The 18785-nt window shown below is 41.9% G+C and carries 12 protein-coding genes and 1 other annotated feature (1 of these 13 only partly in view); of the genes, 9 read left to right on the top strand and 3 right to left on the bottom strand.

Features of this window, described 5'->3' with window-relative positions; translation table 11 throughout:
* Positions 1 to 15, top strand: a binding site (T-box leader); it begins 236 nt to the left of the window's first position.
* 47 nt (positions 16 to 62) lie between these two features.
* From ileS to DL92_RS0106860, 4 genes are all read left to right on the top strand, one after another.
* Positions 63 to 3254 (top strand): isoleucine--tRNA ligase, encoded by a 3192-nt coding sequence (ileS, locus tag DL92_RS0106875; protein ID WP_026667272.1) that lies wholly within the window; start codon positions 63 to 65, stop codon positions 3252 to 3254.
* A gap of 160 nt (positions 3255 to 3414) precedes the next feature.
* A complete protein-coding gene (locus DL92_RS0106870; protein ID WP_026667271.1) occupies positions 3415 to 5895 on the top strand; it encodes a glycogen/starch/alpha-glucan phosphorylase in 2481 nt (826 codons plus the stop codon).
* A gap of 179 nt (positions 5896 to 6074) precedes the next feature.
* Positions 6075 to 7280: a 5-bromo-4-chloroindolyl phosphate hydrolysis family protein gene (locus DL92_RS20160; protein ID WP_051625250.1), complete on the top strand. Its 1206-nt coding sequence runs from the start codon at positions 6075 to 6077 to the stop codon at positions 7278 to 7280.
* Positions 7281 to 7307: 27 nt separating this feature from the next.
* On the top strand, positions 7308 to 8462 hold the full coding sequence (locus tag DL92_RS0106860; RefSeq protein ID WP_026656376.1) for a toxic anion resistance protein: 1155 nt from the start codon (positions 7308 to 7310) through the stop codon (positions 8460 to 8462).
* A 247-nt stretch (positions 8463 to 8709) separates the two neighbouring features.
* On the opposite strand, the gene DL92_RS0106855 is transcribed toward DL92_RS0106860, so the two are convergent.
* Entirely contained in the window at positions 8710 to 9285 is a 576-nt protein-coding gene (locus DL92_RS0106855) for a hypothetical protein (protein WP_026667270.1), read from the bottom strand.
* Positions 9286 to 9489: 204 nt separating this feature from the next.
* On the opposite strand from DL92_RS0106855, the gene DL92_RS0106850 reads away from it, so the two are divergent.
* The 4 genes from DL92_RS0106850 to DL92_RS0106835 all read left to right on the top strand — a co-directional run bounded on the left by DL92_RS0106850 (position 9490) and on the right by DL92_RS0106835 (position 13857).
* Positions 9490 to 11139, top strand: coding sequence for a VanW family protein (locus DL92_RS0106850; RefSeq protein ID WP_026656378.1), 1650 nt, complete (start codon positions 9490 to 9492; stop codon positions 11137 to 11139).
* A gap of 26 nt (positions 11140 to 11165) precedes the next feature.
* On the top strand, positions 11166 to 12146 hold the full coding sequence (locus tag DL92_RS0106845) for an AIR synthase-related protein (RefSeq protein WP_026667269.1): 981 nt from the start codon (positions 11166 to 11168) through the stop codon (positions 12144 to 12146).
* Positions 12147 to 12220: 74 nt separating this feature from the next.
* A complete protein-coding gene (locus tag DL92_RS0106840; protein WP_026656380.1) occupies positions 12221 to 12703 on the top strand; it encodes an Lrp/AsnC family transcriptional regulator in 483 nt (160 codons plus the stop codon).
* The gene (locus DL92_RS0106835; RefSeq protein WP_026656381.1) at positions 12700 to 13857 is read left to right on the top strand and encodes a pyridoxal phosphate-dependent aminotransferase; all 1158 of its coding nucleotides are present in this window, start codon (positions 12700 to 12702) and stop codon (positions 13855 to 13857) included. The genes DL92_RS0106840 and DL92_RS0106835 overlap by 4 nt, the downstream gene beginning before the upstream one ends.
* 47 nt (positions 13858 to 13904) lie before the next feature.
* On the opposite strand, the gene DL92_RS0106830 is transcribed toward DL92_RS0106835, so the two are convergent.
* Positions 13905 to 14852, bottom strand: a complete 948-nt coding sequence (locus tag DL92_RS0106830) for a 3'-5' exoribonuclease YhaM family protein (RefSeq protein WP_026667268.1) — start codon at positions 14850 to 14852, stop codon at positions 13905 to 13907.
* 20 nt (positions 14853 to 14872) lie between these two features.
* Positions 14873 to 16234, bottom strand: coding sequence for a S1C family serine protease (locus tag DL92_RS18520; protein WP_051199098.1), 1362 nt, complete (start codon positions 16232 to 16234; stop codon positions 14873 to 14875).
* A 147-nt stretch (positions 16235 to 16381) separates the two neighbouring features.
* On the opposite strand from DL92_RS18520, the gene DL92_RS0106820 reads away from it, so the two are divergent.
* Positions 16382 to 18775, top strand: a complete 2394-nt coding sequence (locus DL92_RS0106820; RefSeq protein WP_026667267.1) for an endonuclease MutS2 — start codon at positions 16382 to 16384, stop codon at positions 18773 to 18775.
* Positions 18776 to 18785 lie beyond the last annotated feature (10 nt).

Here is an 18785-nt window from a genome sequence, read left to right as displayed (position 1 = left end):
GACCTCGTCCTTTTTACAAAAAAGGACGAGGTCTTATTTATTTGAAAGAGAGGAGTTTTCAAATGTATAACAAAGTTGAAACAGACATGAACTTTGTCGGCAGAGAAAAGAAGATTGAAGAGTTCTGGAAAAAAGAAGACATTTTCAAAAAAAGTGTAGATACCAGAAGTAAGGGTGAAATGTATATGTTCTATGACGGCCCTCCGACAGCTAACGGAAAGCCTCATATCGGACACGTTCTTACACGTGCTATCAAGGATATGATTCCCAGATACCGTACAATGAAGGGTTATACAGTTCCTCGTAAGGCAGGCTGGGACACACACGGTCTTCCTGTTGAGCTTGAAGTTGAGAAACTCCTTAATCTTGATGGAAAAGAGCAGATTGAAGAATACGGAATGGAGCCTTTCATCCAGAAATGTAAGGAATCCGTATGGAAATATAAGGGAATGTGGGAGGATTTCTCCGGCACAGTAGGTTTCTGGGCTGATATGGAACACCCCTACATCACATATGATGACAATTTCATCGAGTCCGAGTGGTGGGCTCTTAACGAGATATGGAAAAAAGGTCTTCTTTACAAGGGCTTCAAGGTAGTTCCTTACTGTCCCCGTTGCGGAACACCTCTTTCATCACACGAGGTTGCTCAGGGCTATAAGCTTTTGAAAGAGCGTACAGCGGTAGTTCGTTTCAAGGTAAAGGATGAGGATGCTTATTTCCTTGCATGGACAACAACACCTTGGACACTTCCTTCAAATATCGGTCTTTGCGTTAACCCTGATGAGAAATATATCAAGGTTAAGGCTGTTGACGGCAATGTATATTATCTTGCCGAGGCACTTGCAGATAAGGTGCTTGGCTCTCTTGTAAAAGAAGAAGGTCAGAAGGCGTACGAAGTTCTCGAAACATACGTAGGAACAGACCTTGAGTACAAAGAGTATGAGCCTTTGTATCAGTGTGCGGCTGACGAAGCTCAGAAACAGCATAAGAAAGCATTCTTTATCTATTGTGATACATACGTAACCATGTCAGACGGTACAGGTATCGTACATATCGCTCCTGCATTCGGTGAAGACGATGCTCGTGTCGGACGTAAGTATGACGCTCCTCTTGTACAGATGGTAGATTCAGAGGGAAAATTAAGACCCGAGACACCTTTTGGCGGAATGAGATGTAAGCCTACTCAGAAAGAAATGGATGAGGGCGCTGTAAGTGCGGATCCCGAGGTATTAAAAGATCTTGATAAGAGAGGTCTTTTGTTCGCTGCACCTAAGATGGAGCACGATTATCCTCACTGCTGGAGATGTGGAACCCCCCTTCTTTACTATGCTCGTTCATCTTGGTTCATCAAGGTTACAGAAGTTAAGGACGACCTTATCCGCAACAACAAAGAGATCAACTGGATTCCTGAGTCAATCGGTAAGGGACGTTTCGGTGACTGGCTTGAGAATATTCAGGACTGGGGTATCTCACGTGACAGATATTGGGGAACACCTCTTAATATCTGGGAGTGTGATGACTGCGGACACCAGCTTTCAGTTGGTTCAAGAAAAGAGCTCGCTGAGCTTTCCGGAGATCCTTCAGCTGAGACTACAGAACTTCACAGACCTTATATTGATAAATTTGAGATTACTTGTCCTAAGTGCGGCAAGAAAATGCACCGTGTAAAAGAAGTTATCGACTGCTGGTTCGATTCAGGAGCAATGCCTTTCGCTCAGCTCCACTATCCATTTGAGAACAAGGAACTCTTTGAGAAGCAGTTCCCTGCTCAGTTCATTTCGGAAGCTGTCGATCAGACAAGAGGATGGTTCTATTCACTTCATGCTGAGGCAACACTTCTTTTCAACAAGCCTGCGTTTAAGAACGTTATAGTTCTCGGACTTGTACAGGATGAAAATGGACAGAAGATGAGTAAGTCCAAGGGTAATGCGGTAGATCCTTTCGATGCACTTGCAAAATACGGTGCAGATGCGATCAGATGGTATTTCTATGTAAACAGCGCACCTTGGCTTCCAAGCCGTTTCTCAGGTGATGCCGTACAGGAAGGACAGCGTAAGTTCCTTGGAACACTTTGGAATACATATGCATTCTTCGTTCTTTATGCAAATATTGACGGATTCGATGCAGCTAATTACAAACTTGAGCCTGATAAGCTCACTGTAATGGATAAATGGCTTCTTTCAAAGCTCAACAGCTGTGTAAAAGCAGTTGATGAGAACCTTGAAAACTATAGAATTCCTGAAGCAGGAAAGGCACTTGATAACTTTGTCGACGAGATGTCCAACTGGTATGTTCGTCGTAGCAGAGAGCGTTTCTGGGCAAAGGGAATGGAACAGGATAAGATTTCTGCTTACATGACTCTTTACACTGCACTTGTAACAATCTGCAAGGCTGCAGCACCGATGGTTCCTTTCATGACTGAGGAAATCTATCAGAATCTTGTAAGAAACAGCTTCGCTGATGCTCCGGAGAGTATCCATCTCTGCGACTTCCCTGCTGTAGATGAGTCATTCATCGATCAGAAGCTTGAGAAGGATATGGAAGAAGTTCTTGATATCGTAGTTCTCGGACGTGCGGCAAGAAATGCAGCAAATATCAAGAACCGTCAGCCTATCGGAACAATGTATGTTAAGGCAGAAGAGACTGTTGGCGAGTTCTACAAAGAGATAATCAGAGAAGAGCTCAATGTTAAGGAAGTATCTTTCACAGATGATGTAAGAGACTTTACAAGCTACAGCTTCAAGCCTCAGCTTAAGACACTCGGACCTAAGTACGGCAAGAATATCGGAGCGATCAAGGCATATCTTGAAAAGCTTGACGGTAATGCCACAATGGACGAGCTTAATACAAACGGAAGCATCAAGTTCAACGTAAATGATGTTGATGTAGAGCTTGTTAAGGATGACCTCCTTATCGAGATCGCGCAGAAGGAAGGATTCATTTCTCAGGAGAACTGGGGAATCACTGTTGTTCTTGATACAAACCTTTCAGAAGAGCTTATCAAAGAAGGATTTGTACTTGAAGTTATCAGTAAGATCCAGACAATGCGTAAGGATTCCGGCTTTGAAGTAATGGATCACATCAAAGTATCACTTAACGGAAACGATAAGCTTGCAGCAATCGTTAAGGATAATAACGACAGCATCGCAACCAAGGTTCTTGCTAATGAGATCGTATTCGGCAAAGATGTAGCAAATGCAAAAGAATGGGATATCAACGGCGAGAAGGTTACTATCGGCGTAGAGAAAGTCTGATATATTATTGTTAAAACGTATAGCCTTAGGGAAACAAGATTTCTCTAAGGCTATTTTTGTGCCTTTATATGAGTGGAATAATAGTCGGTTTTGCGGTAAAATATTAACGTAACAGTCTCGGTAGGAAAAATATCATCGCAATATTTTTTTAGGAGGCAGCATGAAGAAGAAAACATTACCTTTTGACAAAGAATTGTTTGTGCGAAGCGTGTTATATAATGTGAAGACTCTTTACAGGAAAACAATGGAAGAGGCTACTCCGCAGGAGGTATACCAGGCTTCGGCGTATGCAATAAAAGATGCCATTATAGATCACTGGATGACCACTCAGAAAGCTGCGGCAGAGCAGGATCCTAAGATAGTTTACTATATGTCCATGGAATTTCTCATGGGTAGGGCATTTGGGAACAATCTTATAAATCTTCAGGCTTATAAAGCGGTAAAAGAGGCTTTGGATGAGCTTGGAATAGACGTTAATGTCGTAGAGGACCAGGAACCCGATCCCGCGCTTGGAAACGGTGGTCTTGGAAGACTTGCGGCATGTTTCCTCGATTCTTTGGCAACTCTTGGGTATATGGCTTACGGTTGCGGAATCCGCTATAAGTACGGAATGTTCAAGCAGACAATCCGCGACGGATATCAGGTCGAAGTACCTGATGCATGGCTTGAAAACGGAAATCCCTTTGAACTTAGAAGAAGTGAATATGCCAAAGAGGTTAAGTTTGGCGGATATGTAAATGTCTATACCGATGATACCGGAAGGACAGTATTTAAACAGGAAGGATATCAGGTTGTAAGAGCAATTCCGTACGATCTTCCTATCCTCGGATACGGAAACGGTATGGTCAACACCTTGAGAATATGGGATGCGGAGCCGATACAGTGCTTCCAGCTTGATTCTTTTGATAAGGGCGATTATCAGAAAGCTGTAGAGCAGGAGAACCTTGCAAGCCAGCTTTGCGAAGTTCTTTACCCGAACGACAATCATATCGCGGGAAAAGAGCTCAGATTAAAACAGCAGTATTTCTTTATATCCGCATCGGTGCAGACTGCGCTTAAGAGATACCTAAAGGATCATGACAATATCAAGAAATTCTACACAAAAGCAGTATTCCAGCTTAACGATACACATCCGACTGTTGCGGTTGCCGAACTTATGCGTCTTCTTATGGACGAGTATTATCTCACCTGGGATGAGGCGTGGGAAGTAACTGTTAAGACATGTTGCTATACGAACCACACCATAATGTCAGAAGCGCTGGAAAAATGGCCGGTTGATTTGTTCCAGAGACTTTTGCCCAGAATATATCAGATTGTTGATGAGATAAACAGAAGATTTGTGGATCAGATAATGAGACAGTACACAAATTCTCCGGGAATGGATGTTCAGTCCAAGATAAGGAGCATGGCAATTCTCTATGACAATCAGGTAAAAATGGCGCACCTTGCGATTGTCGGAGGACATTCTGTAAACGGCGTTGCTCAGCTTCATACCGAGATTCTTAAGAAGAGAGAGCTTAAGGATTTCTATGAGATGATGCCTGAGAAGTTTAATAATAAAACAAACGGAATTACTCAGAGAAGGTTCCTTCTTCACGCGAACCCTCTTTTGGCCGATTGGATCACAGCGAAGATAGGAGACGGCTGGGTAACAGATCTTTCTCAGATGGACAAGCTAAAAAGCTATGTGGATGACAAGAAGGCACAGGCTGAGTTTATGGAGATCAAGCACAAGAATAAAGAGCGTTTGGCGAAATATATTCTTGAGCATAACAACATAGAAGTTGATCCCAATTCCATATTTGATGTTCAGGTAAAAAGGCTTCATGAATATAAGAGACAGCTCCTTAATATTCTGCAGGTTATGTATAAGTATCATGACATCAAGAGCCATCCGAATAAAGACTTTTATCCCAAGACATATATCTTCGGAGCAAAGGCCGCTGCGGGTTACTTAACTGCTAAGCTAACAATTAAGTTAATTAATTCAGTGGCGGATGTCATCAACAAAGATGCTTCTATCGGAGGCAAGATAAAGGTTGTATTTATCGAGGATTACAGGGTATCAAACGCTGAACTTATCTTTGCGGCAGCGGATGTTTCCGAGCAGATCTCAACAGCAAGTAAAGAAGCTTCAGGAACGGGAAACATGAAGATGATGCTCAACGGAGCCGTTACACTTGGAACCATGGATGGTGCCAATGTCGAGATTGTAAATGAAGTGGGTGAAGAGAATGCCTTTATTTTCGGCCTTTCTTCTCAGGAAGTAATGGACTATGAGAAAAACGGCGGCTATAATCCCATGGACATTTACAATAACAATCCTAACGTAAAGACTGTTCTTAATATGCTGGTTGACGGAACGTTCTCAAAGAATAAAGAGCTCTTTAGACCGCTTTATAACTGCCTTCTTAATACAAATAATTCTTCGAAGGCCGACCAATACTTTATTTTGAAGGATTTCGAGGCATACCTTGAGGCGCAGAGAAGAATATCGGAAGCATATGCTGATAAGAAGCGCTGGGCAAGGATGGCTCTTTTGAACACCGCATGCTGCGGAAAGTTTTCATCTGACAGAACTATTCAGGAGTATGTAGACGAAGTTTGGAAGCTTGATAAAGTTGAACTTCCCGTAAAGTAAAAAAGGAATAAGTGCTATAAACAGTGGGTTTCCGGAGAGTTGACCGATTCTTCGGGAACCCATTTTGACGTATTTTTGAGAAATTGTCTTTTGTGATATAATACTGTAAAATTATATGTACGCTTGTTTTTTATTTTGATAGTTATCAGATAAAAAGTATTGGGCGTATGGAGGAACAGATGGCAAAGAATTTACCCGATGAGCTTGCGGACATGGGCAAAGATATTTTGCGAGATGTCTCAATAGCGATTGAAAAGAATGACTACAGTAAGCTTGCTTCCGACATAGCAAATACGGTAAAGGCGGTTACTGTCACATCTATAGACAGAAAAACAACTTATGCGAGCGGAAGACAGAATAGACCCGGCGGACAGAAATATGGGTATAACTATGAGCGAAAGACCGGCTATGTACCTTATACACAGGCCAGACCGTTAAAGCAGATACCTTTTTTAATGAAAAGAGTTTCCAGATATAACGGAACCGGTTCGATATTATTTGGAAGTATCGGCACGGTATGCCTGATGCCGGTGTCACTTGCCGTGTTACTTGCCGCAGGTGCGCATCCTGTTGCTGTACTTCCGGCTTTTCTTTTATTATTTTGTGTTTATCAGGTTTTTAAAGGGGCCAAAAAGCTTAGTCTCACCAAGAAATTTTATGAATACGGACAACTCGTCGGAGATGTGGAGTATTTTGAGATAAGTAAACTTGCTGCAAAGTTGCTTAAGACAGATAAAGAGGTTGTCAGGGAACTTAAAGAGATGATAAAAGCAGGGTTCCTTCCCAGAGCCAGATTTGATGCCAAAGAGAAAAATCTGATGATCACCGATAATGCATATAATCTCTATATCGGTGCAGAACAGGACAAACTCGAAAGAGAAAAGAGAGCACTTGAAAAAGATGCGGCAAAGAAAGCAGACCTCGAAGGCATGACGTCTGAAGTCAGAAGTATTCTGGAAGAAGGCGATGACTATATTAAATTTGTAAGAAAGATAAATGATGTTATTCCAGATACCGAGGAGATGTCCGATAAGTTGTATCGTTTGGAAGAAATCATGAACAGGATTTTTGCTCAGGTTAAAAAAGACAACCAGAGCGCGGACGATCTTCACAAATTGATGAATTATTATCTTCCTACCACCAGAAAACTTCTTTCTGCTTATGTTGAACTTGATAAGCAGCCTGATGCCGGGGAGAATATAGTTCAGACCAAGAAAGAAATAAGCCAGGCAATGGATACCATAAATATGGCATTTGAGAAACTTCTTGATAGTATGTTCCAGGATATGGCATGGGATATTTCTTCGGATATTTCAGTTATGAAAACAATGATGGCACAGGACGGATTGACCGAGAGTGGTGTTGCCATGCAGATGAAAGAGTAATTAGGGTAATGATTTTAAGGAGGATTTATGAGCGAAGAATTTAATTTCGATGCAGCACCTGCTGCACCTACTTTGTCTTTTGGCGCGGAAGAAGCACAGGCTACGCAGGAAGAACCCAAAGAAAACGCTAAGGATAACGGAAATGTAGCTATGGAAGCGCAGCTTTCAGCCGAAGAACTCAAGCAGGTTGAAGAATTCAGCAAGCAGATAGATATTTCGAATTCATCGGGAATTATGAATTACGGCGTTGGAACGCAGAAGAAACTTGCAGATTTTTCCGAGAAAGCGCTTGATAACGTAAAAACTAAGGATATGGGCGAAGTAGGCGGAATGATCACCGACCTTGTTACACAGCTCAAGGACTTTGAGATAGCTGAAGATGAGAAGGGACTTAAAGCGTTGTTTAAAAGAGGCGCCAACAAGTTCGAAGCAATCAAGGCTAAATACAGCAAAGTTGAGACAAACGTTCAGACCATAAGTAACGAGCTTGAGAAGCATCAGGTTACACTTATGAAAGATGTTGAGATTCTCGACAGAATGTATGAGCTCAATCTCAATTATTTCAAAGAGCTCTCTATGTATATTCTTGCTGGAAAGAAGAAACTTGAAGAAGAGAGAAACACTACACTTGTAGATCTTCAGAAAAAAGCAGCAGAATCGGGACTTCCCGAAGATGCTGAAAAAGCGAAGGATTTTGCAAGTCTTTGCGATAGATTTGAGAAAAAAATCTACGATCTTGAACTTACAAGGACAATTGCAATGCAGACAGGTCCTCAGATCAGAATGGTACAGAGTTCAAATACCGTTATGGCTGAGAAAATCCAGTCAACCATCGTAAATACAATCCCTCTTTGGAAGAATCAGATGGTAATCGCAATCGGTATAGAGCATTCAACACAGGCTGCAAAGGCTGAAAGAGAAGTTAACGATATGACGAACAAGCTTTTAAAGAAGAATGCTGATGCACTTAAGGTTGCTACAATTGAGAGTGCGAAAGAAGCCGAACGCGGAATCGTGGATATTGATACATTAAAACATACAAACGAATCTCTTATTTCTACACTCGATGAGGTTCTTAAAATTCAAACAGAAGGAAAAGAAAAGCGTCGAGAAGCCGAAGCTGAGCTTACACAAATTGAAAATCAGTTAAAAGATAAACTACTTCAGGCAGCTAAAAATTAGTCGAAATTTAGATTAACGTTATTCCGCAAAATATAAAAAATAGAAAAGCATCTTTTCAGATTTTTATCAAACAGATCTGAAAAGATGCTTTTTTGATTCGCAAGGATTATATTAGTCGTTGAAAATGTTTAATCTGATGGCGATTAAAATAATTTTTCTAATGCTAATATTAATGAAAAGGAGTCAAAATTGAATGAGTTTCTTCCTATTAATATAGTGTTTTAAAAACATATTATTTTGCAATCTATTAAGTGGCATTAATCTTATGAGCAGAAGCATGTTTTTTATCGGTTGTCACATCACATCCGAGAAGCTTAAGAATTGTTAGTCTGCTAAGTGAGTTAAGATTATCTGCTATAGGAATTAATGAATTAATCTTCTTTTCAATCTCGGGAGCACTAAGAAATAATTTTGTCTTGTACATGTCGATCAGAAGTTTATAGGTTGCAGTGATATCCGATCTGGTTTTTACGGCAAACTCAAGAACTTTGGCAGCGTCCTCGTAGCGGCCTGCATCGTAAAGTGCTTTGCCCCAGTTTTGAAGTGCGCGAACAAGAGCGGTATAGTTTTGATCGTAGAGCGAAAGCTCAGTAATATTGGCGGTTCCGTACTCCAACTTTAGATCGGTGTTGGTGATTCCCGTGAGATTGACAATCTTTTCATCCTTCAATGCGAGCACATTTTGTTCAGAATTTTCAAGTTCTTTGTTGCTTCCGGATGTTCCGAACGGAAGAACGTCTACGGGAATGCAGATATAATCGAGATTTTCGAGACTTTTTCTTCTGACATTGTTGGATTTTCGTTCTTTTTCCCAGAAGCTCATCTCGCGAGCCTCTTCTTTCCTGCTAACTCGACGCATGCTAACATTAAAAAAAAATGCGACAATAATAATACTTGCTAAAAAGGGAAATTTCATCTATAATTACCTTCCATAAACACATTTGATAGTTTTTCACGTACAATTTTAGCACAAAATAACGCTTATAGGACAAATTAGGACAAAAGGAAAGTAGGAAGTGGAAGTATTATGAAGAGATTTTTTTGCGGACTCGCTCTTTCGGTACTTACTTTAGCAGCTATTCCGGTGGAACAGGTTTCGGCTGCAAGCAACACGATAGCAAAGGGCGTAATGATCGGGGACATCGATGCGTCTGGGATGACGATCGAAGAAGCTAAGGAGGCTGTTGCCAGCAAGGTAAAAGAAGTAGTTGATGGTGAATTGATTCTCACAGGTGGAAACGGAAAAAAGATTCCGGTTAAGGGCTCAGATTTGGGAATATCATGGGGAAACCCTGATGTTGTCAAGGATGCGTATGCTGTTGGACACGAAGGCAACGTAGTAGAGAGATACAAAGAAGGCAAGGATGTTGAAGAGAATGCCGTTAAGTTCGATATCGATTATGGTATTGATGACGAAGCCCTTACAACGATAATCCGTAAATGTAATACGGAATTCAATGAAAATCTGGAAAAGATAGACCTTGAGAAGGAAAAAGAGAAAGAAGAAAAAGCTAAAAAGGTCAACAAGGATAAGAGAGAACAGGCTCGTAAGGAAGGTGAAGGCGATAAGCAGACATCAGGAATGACAGCATACATCGTAAATTCTGATGAATCCAAAGCAATCATTAAGGACTTTATTGCCAATTCATGGACTCCTGAAAACAATGAGGTTGAGCTTGCAGTAAAGACTGTTGATGCTTTCAAAAATTTAGATGAATTGCAGAAGATGAGTGATGTTCTCGGAACATACACTACAGGATACAGAGATTCAGGTGCCGCAAGAAGTGCGAATATTGAAAATGCGTGCGCCCGTTTGGATGGAATCAGACTTGAGCCCGGACAGGAGCTTTCAGTTCTTGATACAATCACACCATTCAGTGAGGAAAATGGTTATTATCCGGCCGGTTCATACTTGAACGGTCTTGTTGTTGAGAGTATCGGTGGTGGTATCTGTCAGGTATCATCAACTCTTTATAACGCAGTTCTTTTGGCAGAACTTGACGTTACAGAGAGACACAATCATTCAATGATCGTGTCTTACGTTGAGCCTTCTGCAGATGCTGCTATTGCGCAGTCAGGCGGTAAGGATTTCAAGTTTAGAAACAATACAGATTCGCCTATTTACATTGAGGCTGTCTGCACACCTGATAAGCATGTCACATTCACAATTTATGGACATGACAACAGACCTGCAGGAAGAAAAGTTACATACAAGAGCATTATTCTTGATAAGACACCTGCTTCAGAAGACAAGTACATGACAGATCCTTCACAGGCACTTGGCTATGTTGGAATGCAGTCTGCTCACCTTGGATATAAGTCTCAGCTTTGCAAGGTTGTTGAGGAAGATGGTGTTGAATCCGCAACTAAGATAATCAATACAAGCACATACAACATGGTTCCCAGAATCATCATGGTTGGAACAAAGGGTGCAACACAGGCAGATATTGATGAGCTTAAGTTAGCAATGGAGTCTAAAGAAATTAAGACTGTACGTAATGTTGCACAGGAGCTTGGTAAGAAGAAGTCTGTAACAGCAAGCGTAAGTACAGAGTCAGATTCTGATAAAAAGAAGACTGCTACTACAGAATCAGAGCTTGATGGTGCAGAAGCAAGAAATGATAAGCCTGTAGCTGAAGGAACGAAAAAGAAAAAGAGCGTATTAAGCGAAGGCTAAAAAACTGATCAATACTCGGAGAAGGCATGAAGATAGGCAAAATTTCAGAGAATACTCTTAAGAGATCCGTGTTGAAATTGATAAAAACAGAACATAGAAAAGAGACTAGCGCAGCTGTAGGGACAGACTGCGCTTTTTCTGAGTCTGAGAAGGTTTACTCCGCAGTATGTCCGGTTACTGAAAATGTCGCATGTGCAGGTTATTATGCGGCTATGAAAGCAATCGGTAATATTGTCATTCATGGAATCGAGCCTTCACATGTGACAGTGTCAATTCTTCTTCCCGAGGAGACTGAGGAAAAACAGTTAAAAGCAATCGTAAGGGACATAATAGCGGCATGCAATGAATATGGAGTTACCTATGCGGGTGGACACACAGAGGTGACAAGTGCAGTTACAAGACCTGTTATAACAGCAAACTGCGTAGGAACTACGAAGGATGCCGGTTTTGATATAGGCAAGAATGACAATCTTAAAGATGGTCTGGCACTTGTTATTACAAAGTGGATAGGGCTTGAAGGAACAGCAATGTTGGCGCAGCAGGGACATGATGAGCTCTGCGTCAAATACCCGGATCCATTTATCAGAGATGCGATTGATTTTAAAAATTATCTTAGTGTCGCGAAAGAGGCTGCAGTCGCCATTAAGTCCGGCGCAGTTGCTGTTACCGATATTTCGAACGGGGGAGTATACGCCTCACTTTGGGATATCGCAGAGCGTGCTGGAACCGGACTTTGCGTGGATTTAAAAAGTATTCCGATACGACAGGAAACGGTAGAAATCTGCGAGTTTTATGAGATTAATCCATATCAGCTTTTGTCGGGAGGTGCACTTCTTTTTGCGTGTGAAGATGGTGACAGACTGGTCGCAGAGCTGGAAAAAGAGGGAATACCCGCGAAAGTTGTCGGATATTTAAAAAGTGGAAACGACAAGATTATCACAAATGCAGATGAATCAAGGTTTCTGGATATGCCGGGATGCGATATGATACATAAAATACTGGGATAAATGCTCAGAAACCGATTTTTGTAGTATTATATATATCGGGATGAATAACAGGAGGATGGAGATAAGTTATGAGCATCAGAGAAGAAATTTTAACGATTATTGAGAAAAACAGCCGTATAGATGTTAAGGAACTTAGCGTTCTTATCGGTTCAGAAGAAATAACAGTCGCAAATGAGCTTAAAGCCCTTGAGGACGAAGGTGTAATTTGCGGTTATCATACAATGGTTGACTGGTCAAAGACAAGCATTGATAAGGTGAATGCCCTTATAGAAGTTAAGGTTACACCTCAGAGAGGCCTTGGTTTTGATAGCATCGCTGAGAGAATATACAAATATCCCGAAGTTAAGAGTGTCTATCTCATGAGCGGAGGTTTTGACCTTATGGTAATTCTTGAAGGCAAAACTCTGCAGGAAGTGGCGGGCTTTGTAAACAATAAGCTTGCTACACTTGATACTGTGCTCAGTACCGCGACACACTTTATTCTCAAGAAATACAAGGATCACGGAACAATACTGACCAGAAAGTACGAAGACACAAGGGAGAAGATAACACCATGAGAAATCCGATAGGTAAGAAGATTGTTGATATAAAGCCCTCGGGCATCAGAAAGTTTTTTGACATTGTTCAGGAAACAGAAGGGGCAATATCACTGGGGGTGGGAGAGCCTGATTTTGATACACCCTGGCATATAAGAGATGAGGGCATCTATTCACTGGAGAAGGGAAGAACATTCTATACTTCCAACTCCGGATTAAAGGAGCTTAGGACGGAAATTTCTGAGTATATCAAGAGAACTCAGGGAGTGACCTATGATCCGATAAAAGAGATTTTTGTAACGGTAGGTGGATCTGAAGCAATCGACCTTGCACTTAGAGCAATGATAGATCCGGGAGATGAGGTTCTCATTCCTCAGCCCAGCTATGTTTCATACGAGCCCTGCGCAATACTTGCCGATGCAAAGCCTGTTATAATAGAGCTTAAGGAAGAAAATGAGTTCAGACTTACAGCGGAAGAAGTTCTTGAGAAGGTAACGGATAAGACCAAGATTCTGGTGCTTCCATTCCCAAATAACCCGACAGGTGCGGTTATGGAAAAAGAGGATCTTGAAAAGATCGCAGAAGTTGTAAGAGAAAAAGATCTTTATATCATTTCCGACGAAATATACGGAGAACTTACATACAAGGGAAAGCATGTATCTATTGTTTCACTTCCCGGAATGAAAGAGAGAACTATTTTGATAAACGGTTTCTCTAAGGCATATGCCATGACCGGTTGGAGACTTGGATACGCTTGCGGACCTGAAGAAATCATGGCGCAGATGGTCAAGATTCATCAGTTCGCAATCATGTGTGCTCCGACAACCAGCCAGTATGCTGCTGTAGAGGCACTCAAAAACGGCGATGATGATGTTAAGATGATGCGTGAGCAGTACAACCACAGAAGAAGATATCTTCTTAACGAGTTTAAGCGCATCGGACTTCCTTGTTTTGAGCCATATGGAGCATTTTATGTGTTCCCTTGCATTAAGAAATTTGGAATGACAAGTGATGACTTCTGTACGAGACTACTCAAAGAAGAGAAGCTTGCGGTTGTTCCCGGAACAGCTTTTGGTGACTGCGGAGAAGGATATATCAGAATATCATATGCATATTCGCTGGAGAATCTTAAGGCTGCAATGGAGAGACTTGAAAACTTTATATCAAGATTATAAAAAAATACCCCGAAGGAAGGTTCCTTCGGGGTTTTGCTCTATCATGATCAGATATCTAATTTCGAATCATAAAGATTTGTTTCAAATAACTTATTGTATCCCTGCCAACCGGGCTCTGTTATGTTGTTCAGGATTTCTGTGAATGTCTCCATCTTGGCGTCGGTATTATCTGCAAGGTTGAGCGCTACAGCCTCGATAATTGAAGGCTTCTTGGGTGAACCGTACTCGTATTCCCCGTGGTGAGCAAGAATGCAGTGTATGATCTCCTGCTTTAAGAGAGTGGGGAAGCCATTAATGTTTTTCACCTTATCGTTTATCATCTCGGCACCGATAACGATATGTCCAAGGAACTGACCTTCATCCGTGTAATCGTTTGTGGGGAAAAGGCTAAGCTCTCTTGTTTTACCGATATCGTGGCACATTGCTGCAGTAAGGAGCAGGTCCCTTTTAAGAACGGGATAAGACTTGCAGTAGTAATCGCAAAGTTTTGTTACGCTGAGAGTGTGCTCCAAAAGTCCGCCGATAAAGCCGTGGTGAACAGTTTTTGCTGCGCTTGATTTGCGGAACTTGTTTATAAAATCCTCGTCCTGTACAAAGAATTCTTCCAGGAGCTTCTTGAGATAAGGATTTTCAATGGTTCCGATTATTCCGAGTAGTTCTTTGTACATTACGTCGTTGTCTTTAGATGATACGGGAAGGTACAGCGCGGGATCGTACTCGCCTTCGTGGCATTTTCTTGCACGTTTAACGTTGATCTGAATTGCGCCGTTAAAACTTGTTACTTCGCCGAAAATATCAAGATAGTCTGCGTCGTCGAAGTCGTCGATTCCTTCACTGTTGGGCTCCCAGATCTTGGCATCCACGGTGCCTGTTTTGTCCTGAAGAGTAACGGAGAAATACTCTTTTCCGTTCTTCGTGGTGGCACTTAACTTGTGTTTGCACATGTAGATATCTGCTATTCTGTCGCCGGGTCTTAAGTCTTTTAAAAATTTCATTGAAAGCCTCTTCCTAAAAATTAATCGTGAGTTGCGCTTTCAAGCGTAACCTGCGTTTTAATCTCTGTATAACCTTTGGTTGATTGTCTCATTACAGTAACTGATATTATATCATCCGGGGCGCAATCAGCAAGCTTTTTCACAAAAGCGTCAAAAGAGATAATGTCTTCGTTGTTGAGCTTTGTTATGATGTCGCCGCTCTGGATCAGAGCTTTTCTTGCAGGTGAAGATTCTTCCGTGGAAGTAACATAGGCTCCCTGCGGCATGTTCATTTCATCACGTATTGCAGCAGGAATATTTTTGCCATAGACTCCGAAATAAGCGCGAGGTTTCTTGTTGGAAAGGTCCTCTATGAGGTTTCTCAACTCGGTTATTGCTATCGCAGATATGTGATTTTCCAAAACTTTGCGATTTTTCTTGTTCTCTTCACTGTTGTGAGTCATATCGATGATACCGAGAAGCTTACCGTTTAAATCAATAATGGCGCCTGTGCTGTCGCTGTTTCCGGGCATATCGGTTGTAATTATCTTATAATTTGAGTCTGCCAGATAAAGTGGAGACTTATCAGAAGTTATCAGTCCGATAGAAACAGATCTTTGAATACCTGTGGGGCTTCCAATCGCAATAACAGGGACTGCAGTCAGATTGGTGAAATTGGTATTTGCAAAATCTGCAGTTTTTATCGTTTCCTTGGTGGATTCTTGCATGGATGAGAGTTTGACGCTGATAACGCACAGTTTTGTTACGTTGTCGGTTAGGCACATCTCAGCATCAGCCATGGATTCATCACTAAATGTTACTCTGATGTTCTTGGCATTTTTTACTGCAGATGACGGAACAAGGATAAAAAGAGCCGTTCCGTTGTCCGCAACGATAACTCCCGATGCACCGTTGTTCTCAAAAGAGTCGCTGAACCAGTCGGTGTTGTTGGAAACGCCGGTTACTCTTACAATGCTTCTGGATGCTTCATCTGCTACGCCTTTAAGAGAAGACGTCATTATTTTTGCAAAGTCAGATCCGTTTAAAGCGTAAGAAGCAATAGCCTCTTCCAGCTGGTTTTTCTGATTTTCTTCATTGATCTGAGCCTCATTTTCAGCAATTTCATTATCGTCTGCAAACATTTCCTCGGGAGTCAGCTCGTCACTGGCGGATTCTTCCGGGAGCGTGATCGGCTCGGGCTGGCTTTCGGGATATAGTTTGTCACTCAAAAGAGGCTGTAGCAGAAGAAATGTAAGACACGAAACAAGTCCGAATACGACTGCCATTGAAGCAGTTATTATCGTTCTTTGTATAAGTTTCTTTCTGTTTATGGGGCGCTGTTTTATCTTTTCGCTTATAAACGAGGTATCTTTTTTGTTTTCGTCCTGATCATTAAAAGGCATATCATTTCCTCCGTTTTACTCTCCAATTATATCCGCTTTTACGGCTGAATACTAGTAGGGCACTAAGGACACTAGCCACAGGGTCTTATAAATGATAAACTGTAATTTGGATAATTGTGTAAAAGATGTGGTATTAAGGACTATAGGATGAATCAGAAAGCACTTCATGTACTCGAGTACGATAAAATAACAGAGAAACTTACGGAACATGCAAGCTCAGAACCCGGAAAGAAGCTTTGCAGGGAGCTTGAGCCGTCGTCTGATATAAAAGAGATCAGAAAAAATCTACAGAAGACAAAAGACGGAATCGACAGGATATTCAAAAAAGGTTCGGTTTCTTTTGGAGATAACAAGGATTTTACAGGTGTTCTCAAGGCACTCAAGATCGGAAGCTCTTTGGACGCGGCCAATCTTCTCAAGGTAGCGGCTTTTTTGGATAACGTAAACAGGGTAAAGTCATACGGAAGACCGCAGAGAGACGGCGAATCAAGAGATTCTCTTTCAGAGAGCTTTGAACTTTTGGAGCCGCTTACTTTTGTTGCGCAGGAAATCAGAAGGTGCATTGTTTCGGAAGATGAGATAAGTTCCGATGCGAGCCCTGCGCTCAAGCATATCAGACGCGATATTATGCTTACCAACGACAGGATACATGAGCAGCTCGGCAGGATGATTAACGGATCCATGAGGACATATCTTCAGGATGCGGTCGTTACCATGCGTGGAGACAGATATTGTATTCCTGTTAAGGCGGAGTATAAGTCACAGATAAACGGACTTGTTCACGACCAGTCGTCTTCGGGATCGACTCTTTTTATCGAGCCTGCGGCAGTGGTTGAGCTCAACAACAAGTTAAAAGAGCTTATGCTTCATGAAAGTGCTGAGATTGATAAGATTCTTGCTGAGCTTAGCGTAAAAGTTTCGGAGCATGTAAATGATATCAGATATAACTCTGAGATAATGACGGATCTTGATTTTGTTTTTGCCAAGGCATCTTATGCGCTTGAGATCAATGCGATTCCGCCTGTGTTCAACGACCGTCACTATTTTGATATCAGGAAGGGCAGACATCCTCTTATCGACAAGAACAAGGTTGTTCCGATAGATGTTTATGCCGGAAAAGACTTTGGAATGCTCATAATTACGGGCCCCAATACCGGTGGTAAGACTGTAACGCTTAAGACAGTAGGTCTTTTGACCATAATGGGACAGGCGGGACTTGCGATACCGGCAGGTGACAGGTCTGAGCTTTCGGTGTTCGATGAAGTGTATGCGGATATTGGAGACGAGCAGAGTATTGAGCAGTCTCTTTCAACGTTCTCATCACATATGACAAATACAGTTTCGATCCTCAAAAATGCAGACGAGAATTCGCTGTGTCTTTTTGATGAGCTTGGTGCGGGAACGGATCCCACTGAGGGAGCGGCTCTTGCCATTTCGATACTTAACGATCTTCATAAGAGAAATATCAGGACGCTTGCAACGACGCACTATAGTGAGCTTAAAGTTTATGCGCTCAATACTGAGGGCGTGCAGAATGCAAGCTGCGAGTTTGATGTGGAGTCACTTAAGCCCACATACAGGCTTCTTATCGGTATTCCCGGAAAGAGTAACGCTTTTGCAATCTCTTCTAAGCTTGGTCTTTCGGAAGAAATTATCGATGCGGCAAAAGAGCAGATAAGCACTGAGGATAAAAAGTTTGAGGATCTTCTTGCGGATCTTGAAATGAGCAGAAAGACGATCGAGTCCGAGAGGCTTGAGATCGCAGAATACAAAAAAGAGGTTGAAGAGCTCAAGAAGCGCCTTGAAGAGAAATCTGACAAGCTTGATAAGCAGCGCGATGACATTATCAGGGAAGCTAACGAGCAGGCAAGGGATATTCTGCAGGAAGCCAAGAATGTTGCGGATGAGACTATAAGAGTATTTAGAAAAGCCGGTCCCGGAGCGTCAATGCAGGATCTTGAGAGAGCCAGAACCGGTGTAGGTCAGAAGATTTCTGACAAGAATAAAGTGATATCTGCAAAAAAAGAGAAGGCAAAAGAGACACATCCTATCCTGAAAGAATCACAACTTAAGCTCGGTGAATCCGTAAAGATAGTATCCATGGGGCTTAAAGGCACAATAAGCTCAAAGCCTGATAAGGACGGAAATCTCTATGTGCAGTGTGGAATTATGCGTACTAAGGCAAACATCAGAGATCTTGTTCTCATAAAAGAGGATGATGGAAAGGCTGCAATGAAGAAATTTTACGGAAGATCTTCGGGAAGCGGTAAGATGGATCTTTCGCGCGCAGCAAGCATAAAAACAGAGGTGAATCTTATCGGCAAGAACAGTGATGATGCGATCGCCGCTCTTGATAAATATTTGGACGATGCATATATGTCACATCTTAACAATGTGAGAGTCGTGCACGGAAAAGGTGCGGGAATTTTAAGACAGGCAGTTCATGCTCATCTTAAGTCGGTTCCGTATGTTAAATCTTTTAAATTGGGAGAATTCGGCGAGGGAGATGCAGGAGTTACCATAGTGACGTTTATAAAGTGAGGGAAATAAT

The sequence above is a fragment of the Butyrivibrio sp. AE2005 genome, from assembly GCF_000686965.1.
Taxonomy (GTDB): Bacteria; Bacillota; Clostridia; order Lachnospirales; family Lachnospiraceae; genus Butyrivibrio; species Butyrivibrio hungatei_A.
The sequence above is the reverse complement of the archived record's forward strand: the minus strand, read 5'-3'. Positions and strand labels throughout refer to the sequence as shown.

Excerpts from the sequence above, each read along its gene's own strand:
- DL92_RS0106820 (WP_026667267.1), top strand. The coding sequence starts at position 16,382 with ATGAATCAGAAAGCACTTCATGTACTCGAGTACGATAAAATAACAGAG.
- DL92_RS0106830 (WP_026667268.1), bottom strand. The coding sequence starts at position 14,852 with ATGAAATTTTTAAAAGACTTAAGACCCGGCGACAGAATAGCAGATATC.
- DL92_RS0106850 (WP_026656378.1), top strand. The coding sequence starts at position 9,490 with ATGAAGAGATTTTTTTGCGGACTCGCTCTTTCGGTACTTACTTTAGCA.
- DL92_RS20160 (WP_051625250.1), top strand. The coding sequence starts at position 6,075 with ATGGCAAAGAATTTACCCGATGAGCTTGCGGACATGGGCAAAGATATT.
- ileS (WP_026667272.1), top strand. The coding sequence starts at position 63 with ATGTATAACAAAGTTGAAACAGACATGAACTTTGTCGGCAGAGAAAAG.
- DL92_RS0106870 (WP_026667271.1), top strand. The coding sequence starts at position 3,415 with ATGAAGAAGAAAACATTACCTTTTGACAAAGAATTGTTTGTGCGAAGC.
- DL92_RS0106860 (WP_026656376.1), top strand. The coding sequence starts at position 7,308 with ATGAGCGAAGAATTTAATTTCGATGCAGCACCTGCTGCACCTACTTTG.
- DL92_RS0106835 (WP_026656381.1), top strand. The coding sequence starts at position 12,700 with ATGAGAAATCCGATAGGTAAGAAGATTGTTGATATAAAGCCCTCGGGC.
- DL92_RS0106855 (WP_026667270.1), bottom strand. The coding sequence starts at position 9,285 with ATGAGCTTCTGGGAAAAAGAACGAAAATCCAACAATGTCAGAAGAAAA.
- DL92_RS0106845 (WP_026667269.1), top strand. The coding sequence starts at position 11,166 with ATGAAGATAGGCAAAATTTCAGAGAATACTCTTAAGAGATCCGTGTTG.
- DL92_RS18520 (WP_051199098.1), bottom strand. The coding sequence starts at position 16,234 with ATGCCTTTTAATGATCAGGACGAAAACAAAAAAGATACCTCGTTTATA.